Below are 22,801 nucleotides of genomic sequence, written 5' to 3' on the forward strand. Positions count from 1 at the left end.
ATAACAAAAACGAAGGCCGCGCCGGGGTCGCCGGCGCGGCCTTCGCGGTACGTTCGAATCAGAAGTTGAACAACATCTCGGCGTAGGTCGGCACCGGCCACAGGTCGCGGGGGAGAATGGCCTCCAACGCGTCGATGTCCTTGCGCAATTCCACCTGGGCCGAGAAGACGCTGTCGCGGAAAGCCGCGGCCTTGGTCTCCAGGTCCTCGGCGCCGTTGGCGCGGTCCAGGGCGGACTCGAGCGCCGCCAGCTTCTTGGAAGCCGAGGCCAACAAGCCGCTTACGTCGCCCAGCAGGGCGCTTTGCACCTTGGCTTCCCCGCCCGCGGTTTTCACCTGGTTGATGGTTTCCGCCAGGAACCGGGTGAACTCGATGACCGCCGGGATGTATTCGTTCTTGGTCATGGCGATGGCGCAACGCGCTTCGATGTTGATGTGCTTGGCGTATTGTTCCAGGCCGATTTCGTAGCGGGAGTGGAGTTCCCGGCCGGAGAGCACCTTGTATTTTTCAAACAACGCGACCGCGTTGTCGTTGGCGAGCGCCTTCAGGGCTTCGATCGTGGACTTGATGTTGGGCAATCCGCGCTTGGCGGCCTCGGTGACCCAGTCCTCGGAGTACCCGTTCCCGTTGAAGATCACCCGGCTGTGCTTCTGGGCGGCTTCGCGGACGACGGCGTTGACTTCCTTGTCCAGGTCCTTGGCTTTTTCCAAGCGGTCGGCGATTTCGTCCAGGGCCTCGGCCACGATGGTGTTGATGATCGTGTTCGCGTCCGCGATGGACATCGACGAGGGCACCATGCGGAACTCGAACTTGTTGCCCGTGAAGGCGAAGGGCGAGGTCCGGTTGCGGTCGGTGTTGTCGAGCGGCAGTTTGGGCAGGGCGTCCGCGCCGATGGTCAGGAATTGCTGGCCTTTCGATTCGGATTTCTTGCCTTTGGCGATATTGTCGAGGATCACCGTGAGCTGCTCGCCCATGAAGATCGAGATGATCGCCGGCGGCGCTTCGTTGGCGCCGAGGCGCAGGTCGTTGCCGGGGTTGGCGGCGCCGGCCCGGAGCTTGTCCGCGTGGCGGTCCACCGCCGTCAAGACGGCGGCCAGGAACGTCATGAATTGTTCGTTGTCGTGGGGCGTGTGGCCGGGCTCCAACAGGTTCTGGCCGTCGTCGGTGGCCATCGACCAGTTGTTGTGCTTGCCCGAGCCGTTGACGCCGGCGAAGGGCTTTTCGTAGAGCAGGCACACGAGGCCGTTGCGCAGGGCCACTTTTTGCATGGTTTCCATCACCAACTGGTTGTGGTCGGCGGCGATGTTGGAGAGGGTGAAGATGGGCGCCATCTCGTATTGGGCCGGGGCCACTTCGTTGTGCTTGGTTTTGGAGCTGATCCCCATTTTCCACAACTCAATGTCCAATTCTTTCATGAACTTGGAGATGCGGTCCTTGATCGCGCCGAAGTATTGATCCTCCAGCTCCTGCCCCTTGGGGGCGGCGGCGCCGAAGAGCGTGCGTCCGGCGAGCTGCAGGTCGGTGCGGCGGTCGAAGTAGGATTTGTCGATCAGGAAGTATTCCTGCTCGGGGCCCACCGTGGAGACCACGCGCTTCGACTTTTTATTGCCCAGGGCGCGCAGGACGCGGATGGCCTGGCGGGACAGGGCTTCCATGGAACGCAGGAGCGGGGTCTTCTTGTCCAGGGCCTCGCCGGTGTAGCTGACGAAGGCCGTGGGGATCGTGAGGGTCACGTTGCCGGCGGCGTCTTCCTTCAAGAAGGCCGGCGAGGTGGTGTCCCAAGCGGTGTAACCGCGCGCTTCAAAGGTCGCGCGGATGCCGCCGGACGGGAAGCTCGACGCGTCCGGCTCGCCTTTGATGAGCTGCTTGCCGGAGAACTCCGCGATGGCGGACCCGTCGGGCTGGGGCTCGAGGAAACTGTCGTGCTTTTCGGCGGTCTTGCCGGTCAACGGTTGGAACCAATGGGTGTAGTGGGTGGCGCCGTGCTCCAGGGCCCAATCTTTCATGGTCTGGGCGACCACGTTGGCGGTGGCCAACGTCAGCTCGGCCTCCCCCGCCATGACCTTTTGAAGGGCGGCGTACACCGGTTTGGGCAAAACCTTCTTCATCACACGGTCGGAAAAAACGTTCGCCCCGAAAACTTCCGCCAAATTGACGTCCGTGGCGCACGCCTCGCCGCAGCAGGAAACAGAGGATTTCTTGGACATATATATGACCTCGCACTTGCGATAGAATTTGGAAGGGCGGCTCGCGCCGCCGTTGGTACGGCCTCCCGCGTCATCGGCGGGTTTTTCGGCGGACGTCGTTGTCGGCCGAGGAAGGAGCAACGCGTGGATTATACAAAAAAAAAGCCCGGCCGCTTCATACCGAAAAAAACCCGTTGACACCCCTGCCGCCGGTTTTGTACCATGCCCGCAACACAACGTTGTGCAGCGGCTCCGGCCGCGCTCTGTTTTTGGACATCGACGTCCTCCCTCTCACGACGAGCGGGAGGATTTTTTCTTTGACGAACGAAGGCGTTCGCGCGCGAGGGATCGCGGCGAACGCCTTTTTTAATTTCCGCCAAGGCGGACAACACGGGGGAAGTTTTGAACGGCCCCGAACGACAGGAGGAAGTCACATGAAACGCAACAACCGCATCAACCGGACCGCGCTGTCCCTCGCGATCGCGGCTTTGGGTCTGGGCGCCGCCCGGGCCGAAGGCCCCACGATCTCCGGCAGCGTGGACCTGGGGTACAGCTACAACTTCAACGGCCTCGACGCGAGCGCGTACCGGGCCTTTGACGCCAACGCCAACAGCATCAACCTGCAGTACGCCGAAATGGTGGTGACCGGCAAGACCGCCTCGGACGTGGGCTACCGGGTCGACGTCGGTTACGGCAACGACGCCGGCGTGGTCAGCTTCTTCGACGGCTCGGGAAACGACCAGATCAACCTGCAACAGGCGTTCCTCACCTTCACCTGCCCGATCACCAAGGGCACGATCACCGCGGGCAAATTCGTCACGCCGTTCGGCGCCGAAGTCATCGAGGCCAAGGACAACTACAACATCTCCCGGGGCCTGCTCTTCACCAACGCCATCCCCCTCGTGCACACGGGGGCCAAGCTCGACAAGGGCTTTATGGACGGCAAGTACAACGTGACCGCCGGCGTGGTGAACGGCTGGGACGTGAGCGCGGACAACAACAAGGGCAAAACCTTCTTGGCCCAGGCCGCCATCAACACCCTGCCGAAAATCAGCGTCATCGTGGGCGGCGCCTACGGACCCGAAGTCGCTTCGCCGGAGTTCACGACCCCGGGCACGGGCAGCACGGAGAAATTCAGCCGCGGCCTCGTGGACGCCATCGTGAAATACACCCCGACCGACAAGTTGACGTTGTTGGCCAACGCCGATTGGGGCGTCGAAGAAGGCGCGGCCTTTGAACCCACGGCCTCGGACGACACCACGGCCAACTGGGCCGGCGTGGCGCTCTACGCCAACTACCTGTTCTCGGACACCCTGTCGGGCACGCTCCGCTACGAGAACTTCGACGACGAGGGCTCCCGCCTCCTCACCCCCGGAACGCCCCACCAGTCGTTGAATTCGTACACGGCGACCCTGCAGTACAAAATGAAGGACGTCACCTACCGTTTGGAATTCCGTCAAGACCAATCCTCCGACAAGGTCTTCACGGACGCCGACGGCGCGGCCGACGACGTGCAGAGCACCCTGGGCGCCCAGGTCCTCTTCGCGTTCTAAACGCGATACCCCTCGGTTTTATCGGGCGGCCGCCCCGTCCGATGAACCCAGCGCCCCGGGTGTCCCCCGACCCCGGGGCGCTTTATTGGGGGGCTCGCGTTTGGCACAATGACCCCATGAATCTCGATACGTTCATTCAGGAACGCGGTCTCCGCGTTGTCCTTAAGCCCCTGGTGTCCATCAAACAGAAGGCCTCGGTGGGGCACGAGGCCCGACTGCGGGGTCCCGAGGGTTTCCGCGCCGACGCCGTCCGTCTGGAGATCGCCCGCGCCGGGGAAACCGTCGGCTTCGACCGCTGGTTCCGCCGGGAGTCCCTGAACGCCTTCAAGGCGGCGGGCGCGCCGGGTTTGTTGTTGTTGGGCTTTGAAACCTCGGTGCTGGACCAGGGGGTGGCGGGGTCCGGCCACGTCGGCCAGCTCGTTGCCGAGATGTCCCTCGACCCGTCCCACATCGTCCTCGCCATTCGGGAATCAAAAGTGGAGGACGCGGCCGCATTGAAGGATTTCGTGGCGCGCTACCGGGCCCAGGGATTTTTAATCGCCCTGCGGGAGCTGGGCGAAGGCCATTCCAATTTGAAGCGTCTGACCCTCACGCGCCCCGACATGATCAAGGTGAGCGCGGGCTTGGGCGCCGACCTCGACAAAACCTTCGTCGCCCGGGAAATCGTCAAGTCCCTGGCCGCCCTGTCCCGAAAAATCGGGGCTCTGATCGTGGCCGAAGGGGTTGTGACCGAGGACCAAGCCCTCGCCGCTCTGGACATCGGCGTGGACATGCTGCAGGGGCCGTTTTTTGGGGAGGAGCCCGGGGAAATCGCCGGACGCATCGAGGCCCTGGCGGCCCGCCACAAAACGACGTCCGTGGATAAATCCAAAACCGCGCAACGGCGCGCGCGCGAAACCGAGGGCCTGCTCTCGGCCGGTTTGCGGGCCCTGGGCGGCGCGCGGCCGGAGGAATTCGACGCGATTTTGGAACGGGTGATCCGGGAAAGTCCGGCGGTGGAATGCTTGTTCGCGGTCAACCCCGCCGGCGCCCAGGTTTCGGAGACCCATGTCCGGCCCGGGGTCGCGTTCAAACGGAGCGCCCTGTTCCACCCGGCCCGGCCGGGGGCGGATCACTCCATGAAGGAATACGTTTATTTGCTGATGGACGGTTTCATGAACCGCTTTCGGACGGACCCCTATGTCTCACTGGCCTCGGGAAACCCCTGTGTCACCCTCTCCGGGGTTTTCCGCGACGCGGGGAACAACAACCACATTCTCTGCATGGACGTCCCCTGGGATTAGAAGGTCCGTTAATCTCTTAAACCCCTCCAAATCCACGGTCTCGGGGCGCTGGGTCGGCGACAACCCCGCCGCCGCGAGGACCGCGGCGATGGCCGGCTTGTCGGCCCCCAACCCGTGGGACAAACTGTTCAACAAATTTTTTCGCCGCTGCCCGAAGGCCGCCCGCGCCACCCGAAAAAAGGGCTCCCTCCGCGCCACCGGGGCCGGAACGGACCGGGTCAACTCGACCACCGTCGAAACGACGCGGGGCGCGGGCCGAAAGGCCCCCGCCGGGACATGGAACAACACGCGCCCCCGCGCCCGGGACTGCACCGACAGAGCCAACAGGCCCCAGTTTTTTCCGCCCGGGGCGGCGATCATGCGCTCGGCCACCTCTTTTTGCACCATAAACACGGCCCGGTCCCAGCCGTCCCAGGTCAACACTTTTTGGACGATGGCGGCCGCCGCCGAATAGGGCAGGTTCCCGATGAATTGGACCGGCCCGATGGAATTCGACGGGAAATCCCATTCCAAAAAATCCCGGTTCGCCACATGGAAATGGGCGTGGTAGCCCCAGCGGGCTTTCAAGGTGTCCGCCAGGTGGGTGTCCAATTCGACGACCGTCAGGTCCCCGACCCGCGGCAACAGGTGCTCCGTCAAGGCGCCCTTTCCCGGGCCGACTTCGAACACGCGGGCGGCGGGATCGGGGTTCAACGCGTCCACGATGCGTCGGCAGACGCCCGGACTCACCAAAAAATTTTGGCCCCATTTCGATCTCATACTTTTGTATACTATATTTATAGTCTTACCATGACGACGATCAACGTAAAAAAAGAAATGGGCGCGCGCATCCGCGCCCTGCGCAAACGCAAAGGGTTGACCCAGGAAGACATGGCGAGCCGCTGCGGGTTGCATTGGACCTACATCGGCGGGCTCGAGCGCGGCGAACGCAACCCCACCCTCACCACCCTGCACCGCGTGGCGGGAGGCCTGGGCGTGCCCATCGGCGACCTGATCAACACCCCCTCTTTCAAGAAAGCCCCGACGACCGACGACGCGAAAGAAGGCAAATTGCTCCGCCTTCTGCGCCGCAAGGACCCCCAATCCGTCGACCTGGCCGCCGGCCTGGTTCGGGAAGTCCTGCGCTGGCGCGCGCGCTACGCCGTCCGCCCTAAATAAGCCCCCGCCGCAGGGCGTCCAACACCCACCGCGCGGCCCGCTCCCGGATTTCCGTTCGAGTCCCGATAAACTTTTTTTTCCAATGGCGCACGTGGTCCCGGGTGGCCCAGGCCGCGTGCACGAGTCCCACGGGTTTTCGCTTGGTGCCCCCCGACGGCCCCGCCAGCCCCGTGACGGAGAGCGCGTGGTCGACGGCCGCCCGTCGGCGCAATCCGTCGGCCATGGCGCGCGCGACCGCCGCGGACACGGCGCCGGATCGCTTTAAAAGCGTCGCCGGGACCCCCAAAATTTTCATCTTGGCCCTGTTGTCGTAGGCCACCACGCCCCCCCAAAACACGCGGGAACTGCCCGGCACGTCCGTCAATTGTTTCGCCGCGAGCCCGCCGGTGCAGGATTCCGCCAGGGCCAGGGTCTCCCCGCGCTCGGCCAGGAGAGACACCAACGCCCCGGCCAAACTTTGGGCGCCTTCGCTGAACAGGTCCGGTCCGAACTCCCGCCGCAAAACCCCGTCCCAAAACGCGAGCGACTTTTCCACCCCCGTCGCGGTCGCCCCGACCGCTGTGATTTTCACGTCCACCACGCCGTCGTGGGCCAGGATGCCCCAGGTCGTGCCGGCGACCCCCGGCCCTTCGAACAGAGCCCGCAGGCGTTGGTCGACGGCGCTCTCCGGGCGGCCGATCAGGCGCCACACCCGGGTGCGACGCGCGGGCGCGCCGCGCCCCGACAGGAAAGGCGCAAGATCCCGCGCCACCATGGGTTTCAATTCGGACCCCGGGCCCGGAAAAAGGAAGAGCGTTTTTTCCCCGGCGTCGAGTCGTTGCCCGGGGGCGGTGCCGACCTCGTTGGCGAGCGGCCGCGCGCCGGACAACAGGTAAGCCTGCCGGCGGTTTGCCGGGGGCATGGGGATCCCCCGTCGGCGAAAGCGCGCGCGGATGGTTTTTAGGAGTTCGGGGCGGAACCGCAGCCGCCGCCGCAGCACCCGCGCCCAGACGTCGCGGGTCACGTCATCGAAGGTGGGGCCCAGCCCGCCCGCGCACAACACCACGTCCGACCGCCGCCAGGCGGCGGCAAAAACTTCGGCCATATCGGCCGGGTCGTCGGCCACGGTGGTTTCTCGGGCCAGCGGCGTTCCCGCTTCCTCCAACACGGTCGACAGATAGGCCCCGTGCGTGTTGAGTTTGCCCATGAGGAGTTCCGACCCCACGCAGATCAATTCGATCCGGGGACCGCCGCCCCGGGAAAGCACGTTCGTCCCCTTTGTCCCCTTCGCGCCGGTTTTGATTTTTCCCCACCTTCCCCCCGCCGGGGGCGACGCCGGTGTTCCCCTCACGCCACCCCCAAATAGGCGTTTCTTACCGTTGGGTCCCGCCGAAGATCGGCGGCCGCCCCCGCGTGGGTCAGCCGCCCGGTTTCAATCACATACCCCCGGTGGGCCAACCGCAGGGCCTCGTTGGCGTTTTGTTCCACGAGAAGGAGGGGGGTGCCCTCCCGGTGGATGTCCCGCAGGATGGAAAATATTTTGTCCACGACCAGCGGCGCCAGGCCCATGGAGGGCTCGTCCAGCATCAAGAGGCGCGGCCGCGCCATGAGGGCGCGCCCGATGGCGAGCATTTGTTGTTCGCCGCCCGAGAGGGTGCCGCCCGCCTGGCCGAGGCGTTGGCCCAACACCGGGAACAACGCCGTGACCCGCTCGAGGGATGTCCGTCGCTCGGCGGGGTCCCGGCGGAGGAAGGCGCCCATTTCCAAATTTTCCAAAACCGTCAGGCGCGGAAAAATGCGGCGCCCTTCGGGCACCTGAACCAGCCCGCGGGCCGCGATGAGGTGCCCGGCTCGGCCGTCCAACCGTTCGCCCGCGAAGGTCACCGTCCCGGCGTCGGGCCGCAACAGCCCCGAGAGAGTTTTGAGCAGGGTGCTTTTGCCGGCGCCGTTGGCGCCGATCAGGCAAACGATCTCCCCGGGTCCCACGGTAAAATCGACGCCGTGCAGCGCTTCGGCTTTGCGGCCGTAGGAGACCCGCAGCCCGGACACGCTAAGCATCGGACCGCCCCGCCCCCAAATAGGCCTCGATGACGCGGGGGTCGGCCCGCACCTCGGCCGGTTTGCCCTCGGCGATTTTCTTCCCGTAATCCAAGACGGCCACCCGGTCCGACACGCCCATGACGACCCGCATGGCGTGCTCGATGAGGAGGATCGTCACGCCCTCCCGACGCAGTCCGCGAATGGTCTCCATGAGGGTGAGGCTTTCGCGGGGGTTCATGCCGGCGTTGGGCTCATCCAGAAGAAGCAAGCGGGGTTCCGTGGCCAAAGCGCGGGCGATTTCGAGACGGCGCTGATCGCCGTAGGACAGGTGCTGGGCGGGGGTGTGGGCCTGGCCCTCGAGGCCCACGGCGCGCAACCGCTCTTCGGCGGTGCGTCGGATCTCCCGTTCCTCGCGGTAAAACGCCCGGGTGCGGAAGAGCGCCGGCCATAGCTCCGAGCGGGTCCGGCAGTGGCGGCCGACCATCACATTTTCCAAGGCCGTCATGCGCGGGAAAAGGCGGATGTTTTGGAAGGTGCGGGCCAAGCCGCGCTTGACGATGCGGTGGGCGGGCAGGTCGTCGATGCGCTCGCCGGAAAACTCCACGCGACCGCCGTCGGGCTTGTAAAAACCGGTCAACAGGTTGAAAAAGGTCGTCTTGCCAGCGCCGTTGGGCCCGATGACGCTCACGATCTCCCCGGCGTCCACCGTGAGATCGACGTTCTCCAGGGCGGTCAATCCGCCGAACCGTTTCGTGAGCCCCCGCACGGCCAAGAGGCGCATGTTATTTTCCGCGCGGAACGCGATCGGCGGGGCGGGGCCACAACCCCTGGGGCCGAAAAATCGCCGCCACGATGAGAATCGCGCCGAAGATCAAATAGCGGGCGTTCACGGCTTGGATGCCCCCGGCCCAACGGAAAAGGTCCGAGCGCAGGATTTCGGGCAGCCCCACGATCAAGACCACGCCGAGGGAAACGCCCAGCAGCGATCCCCGCCCGCCCAGGACCACCGTGGCGACCAGGAGGGCCGATTCCCAAAAGGTGAAGGACTCCGGCGTGATGAAATTTTCCCACCGCGCGAATATGGCCCCGGCCACGCCCGCGTAGGCCGCCGACAGCGTGAACGCGAGGTTTTTTAATTTGGGGCCGTTGATCCCCATGGCCTGGGCGGCGAGCTCGTCCTCCCGCAGGGCGATCCAGGCGCGGCCGATGCGGGAGCGGTCCAACCGCCAGGAAACCAGAAGCCCCAGGGCGAAAAAGGCGAGGATCAAATAGTAAAAGTGGGTGTTGGAAAAAAGCGTCATCCCGAAAAAACGAAGGGGAGGCACGAGTGCCGAAGACATAAGACTCAGCCCCTTGGGGCCGTTGGTCAACCCGTCCCAATTGTTCAAGGTGATGCGGGCGATTTCCCCGAAACCCAGGGTGACGATGGCCAAATAATCATCGCGCAGGCGCAGCACGGGCCAACCCAAGAGGGCCCGCACCCCCATGGCCAGGGCGACGCTCACGGGCAGACAGACCCAAAAGCTCCACCCGCGCAGGGTCAGGAGCGCCGTCGTGTAGGCCCCGATGGCGTAAAACGCCATGAACCCCAAATCCAAAAGGCCCACGTACCCCAGAACCATGTTGACCCCCAGGGCCAGCAGCCCGGTGAGCCCCATGACGCCCAGGATGCGGATCACAAACCCCCAGGACGTGTTTTGAATCAAGAGAGGCAGCGCCGTCAAGACGGCGAGGCCGACGCCGAGGGCGAGGAGTTTAGACTTTCTCTGTGACATGTTCCCCCAGGAGCCCGGACGGGCGGAAGATCAAGACCCCGATCAACAACCCAAAGGCAAAAACGTCCTTCCAGGCGGGTTCGGGCAGGAAGGCCACGCCGAGAGCCTCAAAGAGGCCCAACAAAAATCCCCCCAACATCGCCCCCGGCACGTTGCCGATGCCGCCGAGCACCGCCGCGGTGAAGGCTTTGACGCCGGGCACGAAACCCATGTTGTATTTGACCGAACCGTAATAGAGACCGTTGAGCACCCCGGCCGCCGCGCCGAGGGCCCCTCCGATGAAAAACGTGAGCGCGATCAGCCGATCGACGGGAATGCCCATGAGCTCCGCCGTGGGCGCGTCCTGGGAAACGGCCCGCAGGGCCTTGCCAAGACGGGTTTTTTGGATGAACAGGGTCAACAACCCCATGAGGGCGACGCTCGTGGCGATGATGAAAACCTGGAGCCCCGTGACCGACACCGGCCCGAGGGCGTGGGGCCGGACGGAGACCAACGCCGGGAAGGGCAGTTGGTTGTCGCGCCAGAGGAAAACGGCGTTTTGCAGAACCAGGGACGCCCCGATGGCGGAAATGAGCGGCATGAGGCGCGGCGCCCGGCGCAGAGGCGCGTAGGCCACCCGGTCCAGGAGCACCGCGAAGAGCCCCACCGCCGCCATGGCGACGGCGAACGTGAGGACCACCGCGATCCAACCGTGCCCGGGAAACACGCTCAACACCGCCCACCCGACGACCGCGCCCCCCATGAACAATTCCGAATGGGCGAAATTGATCATGCGCAGCACCCCGTAAACCAGGGTGTAGCCCAAGGCCAGCAGGGCGTAAATGCCCCCCAGGGTGAGGCCGTTCAGGAGTTGTTCCAGAAGCAACGCGAGAGTCATGGGGCGACGGGAATTTTAACTTTTTGGCGGGGCGGACGTCGCCGGGAAGAGCCGGGGCTTGGGATCGACGGTTTTGCGGTTGGGTTTCAAGATTTCAAAATGGAGATGGGCCGTGGTGGCCCGACCCGTGCGGCCGACCCATCCGAGGACGTCACCGCGGGCGACCCGCTGGCCTTCGCGCACATTTAATTTTCGCCCGTGGGCGTACCGCGTGAACCAACCGTCCGGGTGCCGGAGCAACACTGTTTTTCCGTAGCCGCGCCGAACCCGGGCCTCCTCCACCACGCCGTCCCGGGAGGCCAAAATGGGGTCGCCGCCGCCCCGGGTCTGAATCAAATCAAGGCCCACGTGGAAACGGCGACCCCGGGGTCCGTAGGGCGAAAGAATTCGGGGTTTGAATAAGGGCCAACCGTACAGGGCGGGGGCGGGCGGGGGCGCCGCGGACGGACGCCGGGGGGGGGCGGGCGCCAGGCACCCCGACCAAAGGAAGGCGGCGAGGAGCCGCCCGGAGCGACTAAAAATCCGCCGGGACAAACTGCCCTTTTCGGACCACGAACACGCTGATGGTTTTGTTCAGCGTGTCGCCTTTTTCATCGAAGGTCGTGGTGCCCAACACCCCCTCGTACGTCAGGCCCTGAAGCGCCCCGATGATTTTTCCCCGATCGGGACCGACTTTCTCCAGGGCGGCGATCAAAATGTTCGCGATCTCGTAACCGTAATGGTCGTAGGCCCGGATCGGTTCCCCGGGGTAGCGCGCCTGGAATTTTTCAACAAAAATCTTGGCGCTGGGCAGGAGATCGGCGGGACGGCCCAAGTAAGTCACGTAGGCCCCTTCGCCGCCGGGGCCCGCGATGGCGATGAAATCGGGGTCGTAACTGTTTTCCCCGGTCACGAAGGGGCAGGCGAAACCGAGTTCCCGGGCCTGGCGCAGGAGCAGGGCCCCCTCGGTGAAGGTGCCGCCGTAAAAGATCGCTTCCGGTTTCAAGCCTTTGAGACGCGTCAACAGGGCCTTGAAATCCTTGTCCCCGGGCTGGATCCCGTCGAAGGCGAGCGCCCGTCCGCCCAGCGCCGTGTAGGATTTTTGGAATTCCTCGGCGATGCCCTGTCCGTAGGCGGTCTTGTCGTGGACGACCAGGGCGGTTTTCTTCTTCAGCTTTCCAAACACCAATTCCCCGGCGAAAGTGCCCTGGGCGTCATCGGTGGTGTTCGCGCGGAACACCACCCGCGGCCAGCGCCATTGGGGCGACAATTGCTGGCGGGTGAGTTCGGGGTTCGAGGAGCCCGCGTTCATCATGGGCAGGCCGGCCTGGGCGTACACCCGGGAGGCCGGGATGGAGCAACCCGAATTGAAGTGGCCGATGATCGCCACCACCGACGGGTCGGACACGATGCGGTTGGCGACGTTGACCGCCTCCTTGGGGTCCGACCGGTCGTCGAACTCAAGCACCTCGACGCCGACCGCCGGCAGTCGGCCGGCGGTCCGGGCCTCTTCGATGGCGAGCAGCGCGGCCCGTCGAATGCCTTGGCCGAGGGTGGCCACGTCCCCCGTCAGGGGCAAGGCCATGGCGATTTTCACGGCGCGGGGCCCCTTTTCGCAGGCGGCCAACAGGAACGGCAAAGCGCACAGAGCGGCAATTTTTTTCATAGCGGTTTCTCCTGGGGGGGCGCGACGCGCAGTTGCATCGCCGCCGCGACGGACAAACAGAGGTACAAGAGGGTCGCGGCGCCGGCGTTGAGGAGGGACCCCCCGAGGGCCGTGCGGTGGGCGAGGGCCCAGGCGCCGAAAACGATCATGGCCAGGGCGAGGGACAGCGCAAACATCGCCCAGGCCAGCGCCCGCGAGCGCAGCCGGTGGTTGAACCAGGCCAGGACGAGCAAACCGGTCGGCAAAAACACGGCGGAGGTCGTCCACGCCGCGGGCAGGCCCCGCGCCGCCCGGGCGACGGCCCCGGCCCCCCACAGCAGGGTCGAGGCCGCCAACGCGACGGTTTCGGCGGAACGGTTCAGAGGGCAAGCTCCCGCATCAGGGCGTCCACGGACGCGTCGATGGTCTTGGGCCGTGGGGTCACGGCCAGGGCCCGGTCCGGGTCCTTGAGGCCGTGGCCCGTGAGCACGCACACGACGGTGGCGGTCGATCGGGCGAAATCGGGGTTGGCCCGGGCCCAGGCGCGAACCCCCGCCAGGGACGCCGCGCTGGCCGGCTCGCAAAACACGCCGTCGCGGGCGAGCGCCTGGTAGGCCTCCACAATCTCTTCGTCGGTCACGGCCCCGATGTGCCCGCCCGATTCGTCCCGCGCGGCCAGCGCCCCTTTCCAGGAAGCGGGGTTGCCGATCTTGATGGCCGTGGCGAGGGTCTTCGGGTCCTTGACCGGCGCGCCGTTCACGATCGGGGCGGCTCCCGCGGCCTGCCACCCCATCATTTTTGGCCGACGGCGGCTTGGGTCCCGGCCGTGGTGTTCGACGTAACCCTTCCAGTAGGCGGTGATGTTGCCGGCGTTGCCCACCGGAATGAAATGGTATTCGGGGGCGTCGCCCAGTTCGTCGATGATCTCAAAGGCGCCGGTCTTTTGCCCCTCGATCCGGTACGGGTTGATGGAATTGACGATGGTGAGGGGCTGGGTTTCGCCCACCCGGCGGACCACCGCGAGCGCGTCGTCGAAATTCCCCCGCACGGCGAACACCCCGGCCCCGTGCATGACGGCCTGGGACAGTTTGCCGAGGGCGATGCCGCCGTCGGGAATGAGCACCACGCAGCGCAACCCCGCGCGGGCGGCGTAGGCGGCGGCCGCCGCCGAGGTGTTTCCGGTGGACGCCGTGATGACGGCCCGGGACCCTTCCTCGAGCGCCTTCGAGATCGCCAGCGTCATCCCGCGGTCCTTGAAGGACCCGGTGGGGTTCATGCCTTCGCACTTCAAAAAGAGCCGCAGGCCCGGCGCGCCGGCCCACTCGGCGGCGCGGCAGGAGGCGATCAGCGGCGTGCTGCCTTCCCCCAGGGACACGATGGGGGTTTTGTCCGTGACCGGCAAATAGGCGCGGTACCGCTCAATGAGACCGGCCCGCTTCATTTGAGGGAATCGATGCGGAGGTGCACGGGGCGGCGGGCCAAGCCCCGCACCCGTCGCGACTCTTTGAGCGCGCCGGCCACGGCCCCTTCGGGGGCGGCGTGGGTCACGATGACGATGGGCACGGCTTTCTTGATGACGTCGGAGTCGGCCACGACGCCGTTTTCCTGGTGGACGGACGCGATGGAGATGTCGTGGCGACTCAAAAGTTGCGTGAGACTGGCCAAAACCCCGGGGCGGTCCTGGGCGCTGAAGCGCAGGTAGTGGCGGGAGGAACGGCCCGCCGGGTCGGCCATTTCCAATTTTTTCTGGGCGTCGTAGGTCACGTAGGGCATGCGCCCGGCCATGCCCCCGGCCACCTGCCGCGCCAAATACATTATGTCGGACACCACGGCGCTCGCCGTCGGCCAGGCCCCCGCGCCTTTGCCGTAAAACATGACGTCCCCCACCGCGTCGCCGTGGACGAAAAAGGCGTTGTACTCGTGGCGGACGTTCGCGAAGGGGTGGGTTTCCGGGATCAGGGTGGGGTGGACCCGGGCGAACACCGTGTCCCCTTCGATGTCGGCGATGCCGAGGAACTTGGGCACCAAGCCCAGGCGCCGCCGCGCGAAATTCATGTCCCATTGGTCGAGGCCCGCCAAACCCTCGCGGCGCACGTCGGCCACCCGCACCCAACCGGTGGTCGCCAGAGACGCCAGAATGGCGAGTTTTTGGGCGGCGTCGATGCCGTCGATGTCGGCCGACGGGTCGGCTTCGGCGAACCCCGCCGCCTGGGCGGCTTTGAGGGCGGCGGCGAATTTCAGGCCTTCCTCGGCCATGCGGGTCAGGATGTAGTTGGTGGTGCCGTTCAAAATGCCGTAGATCCGCTCGATGCGGTTGGCGGCCAGCCCCTCGTTGACGCCCTGGATGACGGGAATGCCGCCACCGACGGCGGCTTCGAAATAAACGAGGCCGCGCGCGGCCTGGGCGGCGGTGAAGATCTCCTCCCAATGGGTGGCCAAAACCGCTTTGTTGGCGGTGGTGACGTGCTTGCCGGACTTGAGCGCCGACAGGATGAGCGTGCGCGCGGGCTCCTCGCCGCCGATGAGTTCGACGACGATGTCGACCGCGGGGTCGCCCACGACGTCGCGCCAATTCGTTGTGAAACGGGGCCGTTCCCCCCCGATGAGGGGCAGGCTCCGCCGGTGGCGGCTGGCGACCCAGGCCACGCGCAAACGCGTGCCGGCCTTGGCCTCCAGCACGGGCAGGTTCTTCTCGAAAACGTCCAGCACGCCGGAGCCGACCACGCCCCGGCCGACCAGGCCGATGTTGACGCCGCCGCGCCTCACGCCGTTTTCCGAAGGAATTTCTTGATGCGCAGGACCGCGTCGTAAAAGCGGTCGTCGTGGGTGACCAAAGCCATGCGGACGTAGCCTTCGGCTTCCGGACCGAACCCGACCCCCGGGGTCACCACCACGCCGGTTTCCTTGATCATCGCCTCGGCGAACGCCAAGGACCCCCGGGCCTTCCAGGGCTCGGGCAGGGGCGCCCAGACGTACATGGTCGCCTTGGGCAGCGGCACGGCCCAGCCCATCTTGTTCAATTCCCCCACGAAATAATCCCGCCGTCGGCGGTAGGTCTCCACAACGTGCTTCACGCAGTCCTGGGGACCCTCCAGCGCGGCGGCGGCCGCCAATTGCATGAAAGAGGGCACGCCGTAGTCGACGAAGGCTTTGTATTTTTCCAGGGGCCCCAGCAGGGATTTCGAACCGCAGGCCCAACCGACGCGCCACCCCGCCATGTTGTAGGTTTTGGAAAAACTGTGGAACTCCAGCGCCACCTCGGACGCCCCCGGCACGGAGAGGAAACTCGGGGCCACGTAGCCGTCGAAGGTGATTTCGCAATAGGGGTTGTCGTAGGCCACCAGGATGCCGTGCTTTTGGGCGAAGGCCACGGTTTCGTGGTAAAAGGCCGGGTCCTCGACCACCGCCGCCGTCGGGTTGTTCGGGTAATTCAAGAACATCAATTTGGCCTTTTTCAAAACCTCGGCCGGAATACGGCTGTAGTCCGGCAGGAATTTGTTCTCCGGGGTGAGGGGCATGTAGTGGATCTGCCCCCCCGCCAAAATAACGCCGTTCGAGTGAACCGGGTAGCTGGGCACCGGCACCAAGGCGTAGTCGCCCGGGTCCATGTAGGCCTGGCACAGATGGGCAATGCCCTCCTTGGAGCCGATGAGCGCCAAAACGTTTTCGTCGGGGTTCAAGTCGACCCCAAACCGGGATTTCATGTACCCGGTCACGGCCTTGCGGTACCGGGGCATGCCTTTCGCCTGGGGGTACCGGTGGGTGCGGGGGTGGTTTTTGACGGAATCGATCAAACGGTCGACCACGTGGGGCGGCGTCGGAAGGTCGGGATTGCCCATGCCCAAATCAATGACGTCCAACCGTTGGGCGTGCGCCTCGGCCGCCAAGGCCTTGATGCGCGTGAAAATGTACGGCGGCAACTGGTCCAGCTTTTGTGAGCATTTGATCATGGATTTCCTCGAACAGCGCGATGGTCCGGCACGTCCCGATAAATCGGCAATCGGCGGGCGTACACCCGGCACGCCGCTCCCAGCGCCAGGCAAGCCAACCCGAAAGTTAGTTCCAACCCGGTGAAGCGAAACCATTGTTCCCGCGTCACGAAATCCCAGGGCTTCGCTGAAAAAAACCGCGCCTCCGGCGCGCCGAAAAAAGCGTCCCACAACCCTTTGAGCGAGGCCGCCCCGCCCCCGGCCCAAAAAACGGCGGCGGCCAAATGGGCCAATCCCCGGACGGCGACCCGGCGACCGGGGACGGTCATCCCTTCACCAGCGTCCGCAGGGACAAGCTGGCACGAAAAGAGATCTTCCGGCCGGCGGGAATGGCCAACCGCGCGCCCGTCACGGGGTTCCGGCCCCAGCGGGCTTTGCGCGCCTTAACCTTGAAGGTGCCCAACCCCGAAAGGGAAATTTTTCCGCCGTCGCGGAGGGTGTCGCGGATCGCGATCACCAAGGTTTTCAAGGCCCGCGCGGTTTGCGACCGCGTCACCCCGGCGCCGCGGGACACGCGTTGAACCAATTCCATTTTGTTCATCGTTCCAGTCTTTCTCGTCCGGGAAGAAGAGGCGGTCGATTTTCGCTTATTTTTCGATATGAAAAGCCCTCTGTCAAGACGGGCCGACGGTCTGGATTTCCCGGGGTAATTTTTTGTAAGGTGGGAACCATCCTGTTATCATTTTTTCCGGAGGTGTTTCCATGAAGCGTTTAACCACCCTTTTGACCATCGCGACCTTGGCCTTGATCGCCGGGACCGTGGCGGCGGAGTGGGAAGATTCGGCCGAATACCCTTACCCCGTGCCGTTGGGACTGCAAAAACCCCGGGTCCCCGCCGACAACCCCGTGTCCGACGCCAAAGTCGACCTGGGCAAGAAGTTGTATTTTGACAAACGGCTTTCCGCCGACGGCACGGTCAGTTGCGCCACCTGCCACGACCCGAAAAAAGGCTGGACGGACCAGGGCAAGGTTTCCACCGGCATCCACGGCCAGAAGGGCGGGGTGAGCGCCCCCACCGTCCTGAACAGCGCGTTCATGGACATCCAATTTTGGGACGGCCGCGCCGCGAGCCTCGAGGAACAGGCCAAGGGCCCCATTGAAAACCCCGTCGAAATGGGTTTCACCCACGCCGCCGCGACGACAACCCTCGCGGGCATCGCGGGTTACCCGTCTCTGTTCGAAAAGGCCTTCGGCACATCGGAAATCAGCATCGACCGGGTGGCCCAGGCCATCGCCTCTTTTGAGCGCACGGTCTTGACGGGCAACGCCCCCTACGACCGCTTCGAAGCCGGGGACAAGAAAGCCCTTTCGGCCTCGGCCCAGCGGGGCCTGAAATTGTTTTTTGGGAAAGCCAATTGCAGCGTCTGCCACAGCGGCTTCAACTTTTCCGATTCCGATTTCCACAACCTGGGGGTGGGCATGACGGCGAAGGAAACCAACCTCGGCCGCCACGCGCAAACCAAAGAAGATCGTCACCGGGGGGCTTTCAAGACGCCGACCTTGCGCAACCTGTCCGACACGGCGCCCTACATGCACGACGGGTCGGAAGCCACCTTGGACGACGTGATGGCGTTCTACAACCGGGGCGGGGTTAAAAACCCTTGGCTGGACAAGGAAATGAAACCCCTGAACCTCACGGCCCGGGAAATCAAAGACGTCGTGAACTTCATGAAAGCCCTGAACGGAGAAAAGGCGATCATCGAAGAGCCCGCGCTTCCCTAATCGTTATCCGCGCGAATCAAAACAGGGGCCGCCGCCCGATGGGCGGCGGCCCCTGTGATTGTTTCGGGAAACTCAGCGGACGAGAGCGAACCGCCCGGTTTTAGGGGGCAACGCCGCGGGGCCCCCCTGGGCCGTCAAACGATAAACGTAAACCCCGCTCGCGGCGTCCGTCCCGGACCACCGGTGTTCGAACACCGTCCGGCCCCCGACCGTTCCCGCGGGGGTCATAATGGCCTCGGCGACCACCCGCCCGGTCACGCTCAAGATCATCAAACGGACCGCATCGACGCCCGCGCATTCGACGCGAAACGTCGGTTCCACCCCCACGGCGGGATTGGGAAAGACGCTCACACGACCCCACCCCTCCGTTGCGGGCGGCGCCGACTCCGTTGAAGCAGGGGCGACCACGCGCAGGGCGCCGGCGCTCGCCCCCGGGGCGACCACATTGACCCGCAGGGACCCGGATCGCCCCGTTCCTTCCACAATGAAATAAATCAACCGGGTGAATCGACGATCCATGCCTTGGACGCGGTTCGACAGGGGCACGGTCCAAACTTTTTCCTCGCCGGGGGATATCCCGTCGAGAAACGTCGTGTGTTTGCGGTCGACGTTATCGACCAATTCCAACTTCACCCGTTCCACATCCCCCTGCACACCGAAACGCAATGCGTCCACGGCGCTCAAATCCCGAATCTCAATAAAAGGCGTTCCAAAATCATCAAAGGAAAAGCCGCCCCCCGCCCACCCTTCGATTCCCGTCCTGTACTGAAGAAGAATGCCCCGCGTGGTTTTTGTGACGGACGTGGCGTTCCCCTCGGGCGCGACCCGCGTGATAAAAGCCGCCCCCGGAAAGCCCCCCAACTGCGCCGGGGCGAGGAGGGGGTTGGGAAACTCCTCGCGCCCGGGAACCAAATTGGCCCGCAACAGCCCGTTTCGGTTTGGAGAACCTTCGACGACCAGGGTGATGAAACGCACCGCGCTCGTGTTGATCGCCGCCCCCAACACCCCCATGGGCAGGGACCACACCCTTTCCCGATCCGCCGTCACCCCCGTGAGTTGGGTGATGAATTTTCGGAATTGGGCGTCTTCGACCTCCAGTTTTACCCGGCCCAAATCGGCCCAAGACCCCGTGCCCTCCCGAGCGAACCCGCGAAGTCCGACTGACAAAGCCGCGTGGGTGGACAGGTTGATGGTTTCCAAAGAGGGCGTGCTGAAATCGTCAAAATTAAAGGTCCCCGTCACCCACCCGCCCCCCGTTCGAAAATCCAAGAGAAGCCCCCGCGGCGTGGCGGTTTCCCGCGAGGCGTCCCCGTTCGGGGCAAAGCGAACGACCCCCGGGGTTCGTCCCGGGGCCTGAATCTGGTCCGGGGACAGTAAGGTGGGGGCCCATTCGTCCGGGACCGTGGGCTCCCGACGAAGGGTCAGTCGGCCCACAGCGGCCGGCGTTTCCACGATAAGGAACACGAACCGCAAACGGGCCAAATTGACCACCCGCCGGGCCGTCTCCAGGGGAAGCACCCAGACCTTTTCCTCCGCGGCCGAGAGGCCGCGCGGATAAAAAAAGTGTTTGCGGTCCTGGTCGTCCACCATTTCCAGCTTGACCCGGGGCACCGCCCCTTTCAATCCGACGACCAATTGGTTCCAGCTCGATAGATCCACGGTTTCGAGGGCCGGGGTCCCGTAATCGTCGCTGTCCAGGCCCATGCCGGCCCAGCCGCCCCAATTCGTGTTGAAATCAAAAACCACCGGGTTCCCGTCGCTCACCCGCGCCGCGGAGGGGTCGGGCGCCACGGTCAACACCGGCAATCGACGGGGCCAAGAAGAAACATTCAAGGTGGACAGGGTCACGGCGGGGTCCACGGCGAGGGCGTCCTCGGCGGCGGGGGCGGAGCGGAATCGGCGCTGGGCCGTGTCGTAGTAATACGTCGTCCCGTTGCGTGTCGTGAGGTGCAGCAGTGTGGGGGAGACAAAAAGGACCCGCGCCAACGACGCGTCGCTCCCCGTCGTCCCAGAGGGCACGGGCAGATCGATCAGCGCGTTCAGCGACGCGTCCGCCAATCCCGTCACATGGAACCGGTTGACGGAGGTGGCGGTCACAGCCACGTCGTTGGAATAAGCGACCACCCGATCCGCCATGGGGACGCTGTTCTGCGTTAAAGCGTTGGTGGGAAGGTAAACGATGAGGAGGTTTTTGTTCCCCCGGGAATCGTAAATCCAAAATTGACGCAATCCGTCCACGGTACTGTAAACGGGACCGATCGGGGGCGGCGTGTTCGCCCGAACCGCCATCGCGCCGAGCGCCCCCCCCAGCACGACCAACACCCCGGCCCACCTTTTTGCGAAGATCATGGACAATCCCTTTTGTTCCAATATGCCCGCGCGGGCATATTGGAACAAAAAAGACTCTTTATGTCAATCGGCGTTGCGGGGGATTCGATCGAACCGCTAGATGATGGCCGTGAAGGAACGGTCTTTGGACTTCTGGGACCGCTTGCCCACCTGAATGCGGGCGACCAGGGTGTGGGCGCCGGCGCCGAAGTTGGCCCAGTCGTACCACCAGAAGCCGACGGATTCACGCATCGGTTGGAAGTCGCGCCCATCGATGGAAATCTGGACGTTCTCCACCGCGCTCGTGCTGACGCGCAGCGTGTAGCGGGGGCTGGTGAGGATCTCCCCTTCCTGCGGGAAATCGACCACCACGTAGTTTTTTCCAACGGCCTCGACCGGTTGCTTCTCGGCGGGGGCCTTGAGGACGGGGGCTTTCTCAGCGGGGGCGGGCTTCGCCGCCGCCGAGCGTTTCTTGCGGATGCCGGACTTCTTGTTGTGTGTTTGTGCGCTCATCGATTCCTCCCTGGGACCGGACGGGGGCGCCCCGAGCGCCCGCCGACGAAAACCAAACTATTTAACAACATCCGCCCGCAGTCCGATGGACTGCAGGACGGCCGCCACCGCTTCGCAGCGTTCCCGGTGGCCCTGGTAAACCGTGGCGCTCCCGGTGTGGTGCACAACGTTGGCGAGGGCCAAACCCCTCTGAAAATCGCACCGGATGGCCTTCATCAATTGCGCGGCGACCTCTTGGAACGTGTGGCAATCGCAATTGTGCAAGACGGTCCGACAACCCATCCCGCGACCGGAGCGGTCGGTGGCTTCAGGCCGGCCGGACGAACGGGAAGGAAACGCCGCCATACTCACGGAAGTATTTTAGCATTTTTCCTTCGTACGGGATCAGTAGTGGTATTGACTTCCCCCGATAAACTCGCGGAGAAGTGAGTTCGGCGGAACGTCGGCGTCGCCGGGGAGGACCGGCAGGGCGTCCAGGAGCCGCGTCAACCGTTCGGCCCGCAACAAGGCGTCGGCCTTTTTCGGGTCCCCCCGGAAACGGCGCACGATCTCGGGCAAAAGCGCGTGCAGGCGCTGGCGGTGGTAGGGCAATTCGTAGGGCAACGAGCCGTTGAAGATGTAGTCCACCGAGTGGATGTAGGGGACGATGTAACGCAACTCGCTTTTGCGGACGTAATGCCAGTGCCCCACGGTCATGCCCGGGTCGTAGCTCCGGTGCCAGCTGTCGCGCACCATGCGCCTCAAGAGGCGCAGGTCGGTCCACTTCACAAATTCCTCATCCGCGTCTTTGATCTGGCAAAGGGCTTCGATGTAAAAGCGGAACTTGCTTTCCGGGGCGATGTTCTTCGTCATCCCCTCGTACAACCCGTGCAAACTGTCGATGAGAAGGATTTCCCCCGCCTTCAACCGGAACTCCCGGGTCTCTTTATCCCGAACCCCCGTCTTGAAATTGTAAATCGGCATGCGGATCGGCCGGCCCTCCATCAAAAGCCCGAGGTGCTCGTTGATGAGGTCCAAATCGAGGGCGGCCGGCATTTCAAAATCGTAATCCCCGTATTCGTCCTTGGGCTGTTCCGCGAGAGGCCGAAAGTAGTTGTCCAGGTTCAGCAACACAAAACTGTGTCCTTTCGAGGCCAGTCGTTCGCTGATCTTGAGCGTGGTGGTGGTTTTTCCGGAACTGGAGGGTCCGGCCACGATCACGAGCCGCACTTCCGGCAGCCGCTTCAAGATCAACCCCGCGACGTGGTGGATTTCCTCGTGATAGGCCTTTTCGGCGTCGCGGATCAGCTTTTTCCACCCACCTTTTTCCCAAACCTGGCGGAGCCCCGCGAGGGTGTGGCAACCGTGGTCCGCGTTCCAAGACAAAACCCGCCAAAGAACCTTGTAGGGGATGTTGTCCGACACGCCGACCACCTCGGGACGGGCTTCGCGGGACCGGGCTTTTTCCGCCCGATAGAGGATGAACGCTTTGGCGGTTTTCGCGTGACCGTGGTCGATCAAGACGCGCTCCACCACATCTTGAATTTCCTCGACCGAGGGCGTGGCGCCCGCCGGGTAGCCGCCGTTCAAGCGGGCCAGGACCTGGCCCGCCAGGGTTTCGGAGAGGGCGCGGTCCTTCCCGCCGACGGCCGAAGCCGCCCGGAAAATGGCGTTGACGATTTTGAGACGGTTGAACGCCACCAAGCGACCGTCGCGCTTGATGATGCGGGTGATTTTGTTCTGCTCCGGCTGGGGGAAGAGATGAAGTTGTTCGCTCACGCCTTGGCCTTGAAAGA

At 64.5% G+C, this 22,801-nt stretch carries 23 protein-coding genes; 4 read left to right on the forward strand and 19 right to left on the reverse strand.

Annotation, left to right across the window (positions count from 1 at the left end; all coding sequences use genetic code 11):
• Positions 1–58: 58 nt before the first annotated feature.
• Positions 59–2,206, reverse strand: coding sequence for a glutamine synthetase III (locus IPI56_08645; protein MBK7545792.1), 2,148 nt, complete (start codon positions 2,204–2,206; stop codon positions 59–61).
• A 413-nt stretch (positions 2,207–2,619) separates the two neighbouring features.
• Here IPI56_08645 and IPI56_08650 point away from each other — a divergent pair, with 413 nt between their 5' ends.
• A complete protein-coding gene (locus tag IPI56_08650) occupies positions 2,620–3,738 on the forward strand; it encodes a porin (protein MBK7545793.1) in 1,119 nt (372 codons plus the stop codon).
• A 116-nt stretch (positions 3,739–3,854) separates the two neighbouring features.
• The gene (locus IPI56_08655) at positions 3,855–5,021 is read left to right on the forward strand and encodes an EAL domain-containing protein (protein MBK7545794.1); all 1,167 of its coding nucleotides are present in this window, start codon (positions 3,855–3,857) and stop codon (positions 5,019–5,021) included.
• On the opposite strand, the gene rsmA is transcribed toward IPI56_08655, so the two are convergent.
• The gene (gene rsmA, locus IPI56_08660) at positions 4,923–5,780 is read right to left on the reverse strand and encodes a ribosomal RNA small subunit methyltransferase A (protein MBK7545795.1); all 858 of its coding nucleotides are present in this window, start codon (positions 5,778–5,780) and stop codon (positions 4,923–4,925) included. The two genes, IPI56_08655 and rsmA, sit on opposite strands and share 99 nt — an antisense overlap.
• A gap of 30 nt (positions 5,781–5,810) precedes the next feature.
• Here rsmA and IPI56_08665 point away from each other — a divergent pair, with 30 nt between their 5' ends.
• Positions 5,811–6,179, forward strand: coding sequence for a helix-turn-helix transcriptional regulator (locus IPI56_08665; protein MBK7545796.1), 369 nt, complete (start codon positions 5,811–5,813; stop codon positions 6,177–6,179).
• On the opposite strand, the gene IPI56_08670 is transcribed toward IPI56_08665, so the two are convergent.
• The 13 genes from IPI56_08670 to IPI56_08730 all read right to left on the reverse strand — a co-directional run bounded on the left by IPI56_08670 (position 6,172) and on the right by IPI56_08730 (position 17,004).
• The gene (locus IPI56_08670; protein ID MBK7545797.1) at positions 6,172–7,425 is read right to left on the reverse strand and encodes a CinA family nicotinamide mononucleotide deamidase-related protein; all 1,254 of its coding nucleotides are present in this window, start codon (positions 7,423–7,425) and stop codon (positions 6,172–6,174) included. The genes IPI56_08665 and IPI56_08670 overlap by 8 nt on opposite strands.
• An 80-nt stretch (positions 7,426–7,505) precedes the next feature.
• Complete coding sequence (locus tag IPI56_08675; GenBank protein ID MBK7545798.1) at positions 7,506–8,216, reverse strand: ABC transporter ATP-binding protein; 711 nt, start codon at positions 8,214–8,216, stop codon at positions 7,506–7,508.
• Complete coding sequence (locus tag IPI56_08680) at positions 8,209–8,979, reverse strand: ABC transporter ATP-binding protein (protein ID MBK7545799.1); 771 nt, start codon at positions 8,977–8,979, stop codon at positions 8,209–8,211. Before IPI56_08680 ends, IPI56_08675 begins: the two co-directional genes overlap by 8 nt.
• A 1-nt stretch (position 8,980) precedes the next feature.
• Entirely contained in the window at positions 8,981–9,973 is a 993-nt protein-coding gene (locus IPI56_08685; protein MBK7545800.1) for a branched-chain amino acid ABC transporter permease, read from the reverse strand.
• Positions 9,954–10,850: a branched-chain amino acid ABC transporter permease gene (locus IPI56_08690; GenBank protein MBK7545801.1), complete on the reverse strand. Its 897-nt coding sequence runs from the start codon at positions 10,848–10,850 to the stop codon at positions 9,954–9,956. The genes IPI56_08685 and IPI56_08690 overlap by 20 nt, the downstream gene beginning before the upstream one ends.
• A gap of 15 nt (positions 10,851–10,865) precedes the next feature.
• Positions 10,866–11,384, reverse strand: coding sequence for a M23 family metallopeptidase (locus IPI56_08695; protein MBK7545802.1), 519 nt, complete (start codon positions 11,382–11,384; stop codon positions 10,866–10,868).
• The gene (locus tag IPI56_08700; protein ID MBK7545803.1) at positions 11,365–12,495 is read right to left on the reverse strand and encodes a branched-chain amino acid ABC transporter substrate-binding protein; all 1,131 of its coding nucleotides are present in this window, start codon (positions 12,493–12,495) and stop codon (positions 11,365–11,367) included. Before IPI56_08700 ends, IPI56_08695 begins: the two co-directional genes overlap by 20 nt.
• On the reverse strand, positions 12,492–12,830 hold the full coding sequence (locus tag IPI56_08705) for a hypothetical protein (protein MBK7545804.1): 339 nt from the start codon (positions 12,828–12,830) through the stop codon (positions 12,492–12,494). Before IPI56_08705 ends, IPI56_08700 begins: the two co-directional genes overlap by 4 nt.
• Before the next feature lie 23 nt (positions 12,831–12,853).
• Positions 12,854–13,915 (reverse strand): threonine synthase, encoded by a 1,062-nt coding sequence (locus tag IPI56_08710; GenBank protein MBK7545805.1) that lies wholly within the window; start codon positions 13,913–13,915, stop codon positions 12,854–12,856.
• On the reverse strand, positions 13,912–15,240 hold the full coding sequence (locus IPI56_08715) for a homoserine dehydrogenase (GenBank protein ID MBK7545806.1): 1,329 nt from the start codon (positions 15,238–15,240) through the stop codon (positions 13,912–13,914). The genes IPI56_08710 and IPI56_08715 overlap by 4 nt, the downstream gene beginning before the upstream one ends.
• Positions 15,237–16,424, reverse strand: a complete 1,188-nt coding sequence (locus IPI56_08720; GenBank protein MBK7545807.1) for an aminotransferase class I/II-fold pyridoxal phosphate-dependent enzyme — start codon at positions 16,422–16,424, stop codon at positions 15,237–15,239. Before IPI56_08720 ends, IPI56_08715 begins: the two co-directional genes overlap by 4 nt.
• On the reverse strand, positions 16,421–16,732 hold the full coding sequence (locus IPI56_08725; GenBank protein ID MBK7545808.1) for a hypothetical protein: 312 nt from the start codon (positions 16,730–16,732) through the stop codon (positions 16,421–16,423). Before IPI56_08725 ends, IPI56_08720 begins: the two co-directional genes overlap by 4 nt.
• Positions 16,729–17,004, reverse strand: a complete 276-nt coding sequence (locus IPI56_08730; protein ID MBK7545809.1) for an HU family DNA-binding protein — start codon at positions 17,002–17,004, stop codon at positions 16,729–16,731. The genes IPI56_08725 and IPI56_08730 overlap by 4 nt, the downstream gene beginning before the upstream one ends.
• Positions 17,005–17,165: 161 nt before the next feature.
• Between IPI56_08730 and IPI56_08735 the strand changes: the two genes are divergently transcribed.
• On the forward strand, positions 17,166–18,185 hold the full coding sequence (locus tag IPI56_08735) for a c-type cytochrome (protein ID MBK7545810.1): 1,020 nt from the start codon (positions 17,166–17,168) through the stop codon (positions 18,183–18,185).
• Positions 18,186–18,257: 72 nt separating this feature from the next.
• Here IPI56_08735 and IPI56_08740 read toward each other — a convergent pair whose 3' ends face one another.
• The 4 genes from IPI56_08740 to IPI56_08755 form a co-directional block, all read right to left on the reverse strand.
• The gene (locus tag IPI56_08740) at positions 18,258–20,534 is read right to left on the reverse strand and encodes a hypothetical protein (GenBank protein ID MBK7545811.1); all 2,277 of its coding nucleotides are present in this window, start codon (positions 20,532–20,534) and stop codon (positions 18,258–18,260) included.
• A 96-nt stretch (positions 20,535–20,630) separates the two neighbouring features.
• On the reverse strand, positions 20,631–21,026 hold the full coding sequence (locus IPI56_08745) for a hypothetical protein (protein MBK7545812.1): 396 nt from the start codon (positions 21,024–21,026) through the stop codon (positions 20,631–20,633).
• A 57-nt stretch (positions 21,027–21,083) separates the two neighbouring features.
• Positions 21,084–21,371: an ATP-dependent Clp protease adaptor ClpS gene (locus IPI56_08750; GenBank protein ID MBK7545813.1), complete on the reverse strand. Its 288-nt coding sequence runs from the start codon at positions 21,369–21,371 to the stop codon at positions 21,084–21,086.
• Positions 21,372–21,410: 39 nt separating this feature from the next.
• A complete protein-coding gene (locus IPI56_08755) occupies positions 21,411–22,784 on the reverse strand; it encodes a response regulator SirA (GenBank protein MBK7545814.1) in 1,374 nt (457 codons plus the stop codon).
• Positions 22,785–22,801 lie beyond the last annotated feature (17 nt).

Source organism: Elusimicrobiota bacterium (genome assembly GCA_016706425.1).
GTDB lineage: Bacteria > Elusimicrobiota > Elusimicrobia > FEN-1173 > FEN-1173 > JADJJR01.

Coding starts and splice junctions, on each gene's coding strand:
- IPI56_08750 (MBK7545813.1), bottom strand. CDS start 21,371: ATGGCGGCGTTTCCTTCCCGTTCGTCCGGCCGGCCTGAAGCCACCGAC.
- IPI56_08665 (MBK7545796.1), top strand. CDS start 5,811: ATGACGACGATCAACGTAAAAAAAGAAATGGGCGCGCGCATCCGCGCC.
- IPI56_08730 (MBK7545809.1), bottom strand. CDS start 17,004: ATGAACAAAATGGAATTGGTTCAACGCGTGTCCCGCGGCGCCGGGGTG.
- IPI56_08690 (MBK7545801.1), bottom strand. CDS start 10,850: ATGACTCTCGCGTTGCTTCTGGAACAACTCCTGAACGGCCTCACCCTG.
- IPI56_08685 (MBK7545800.1), bottom strand. CDS start 9,973: ATGTCACAGAGAAAGTCTAAACTCCTCGCCCTCGGCGTCGGCCTCGCC.
- IPI56_08655 (MBK7545794.1), top strand. CDS start 3,855: ATGAATCTCGATACGTTCATTCAGGAACGCGGTCTCCGCGTTGTCCTT.
- rsmA (MBK7545795.1), bottom strand. CDS start 5,780: ATGAGATCGAAATGGGGCCAAAATTTTTTGGTGAGTCCGGGCGTCTGC.
- IPI56_08710 (MBK7545805.1), bottom strand. CDS start 13,915: ATGAAGCGGGCCGGTCTCATTGAGCGGTACCGCGCCTATTTGCCGGTC.
- IPI56_08745 (MBK7545812.1), bottom strand. CDS start 21,026: ATGAGCGCACAAACACACAACAAGAAGTCCGGCATCCGCAAGAAACGC.
- IPI56_08650 (MBK7545793.1), top strand. CDS start 2,620: ATGAAACGCAACAACCGCATCAACCGGACCGCGCTGTCCCTCGCGATC.
- IPI56_08720 (MBK7545807.1), bottom strand. CDS start 16,424: ATGATCAAATGCTCACAAAAGCTGGACCAGTTGCCGCCGTACATTTTC.
- IPI56_08700 (MBK7545803.1), bottom strand. CDS start 12,495: ATGAAAAAAATTGCCGCTCTGTGCGCTTTGCCGTTCCTGTTGGCCGCC.
- IPI56_08740 (MBK7545811.1), bottom strand. CDS start 20,534: ATGATCTTCGCAAAAAGGTGGGCCGGGGTGTTGGTCGTGCTGGGGGGG.
- IPI56_08735 (MBK7545810.1), top strand. CDS start 17,166: ATGAAGCGTTTAACCACCCTTTTGACCATCGCGACCTTGGCCTTGATC.
- IPI56_08680 (MBK7545799.1), bottom strand. CDS start 8,979: ATGCGCCTCTTGGCCGTGCGGGGGCTCACGAAACGGTTCGGCGGATTG.
- IPI56_08725 (MBK7545808.1), bottom strand. CDS start 16,732: ATGACCGTCCCCGGTCGCCGGGTCGCCGTCCGGGGATTGGCCCATTTG.
- IPI56_08675 (MBK7545798.1), bottom strand. CDS start 8,216: ATGCTTAGCGTGTCCGGGCTGCGGGTCTCCTACGGCCGCAAAGCCGAA.
- IPI56_08645 (MBK7545792.1), bottom strand. CDS start 2,206: ATGTCCAAGAAATCCTCTGTTTCCTGCTGCGGCGAGGCGTGCGCCACG.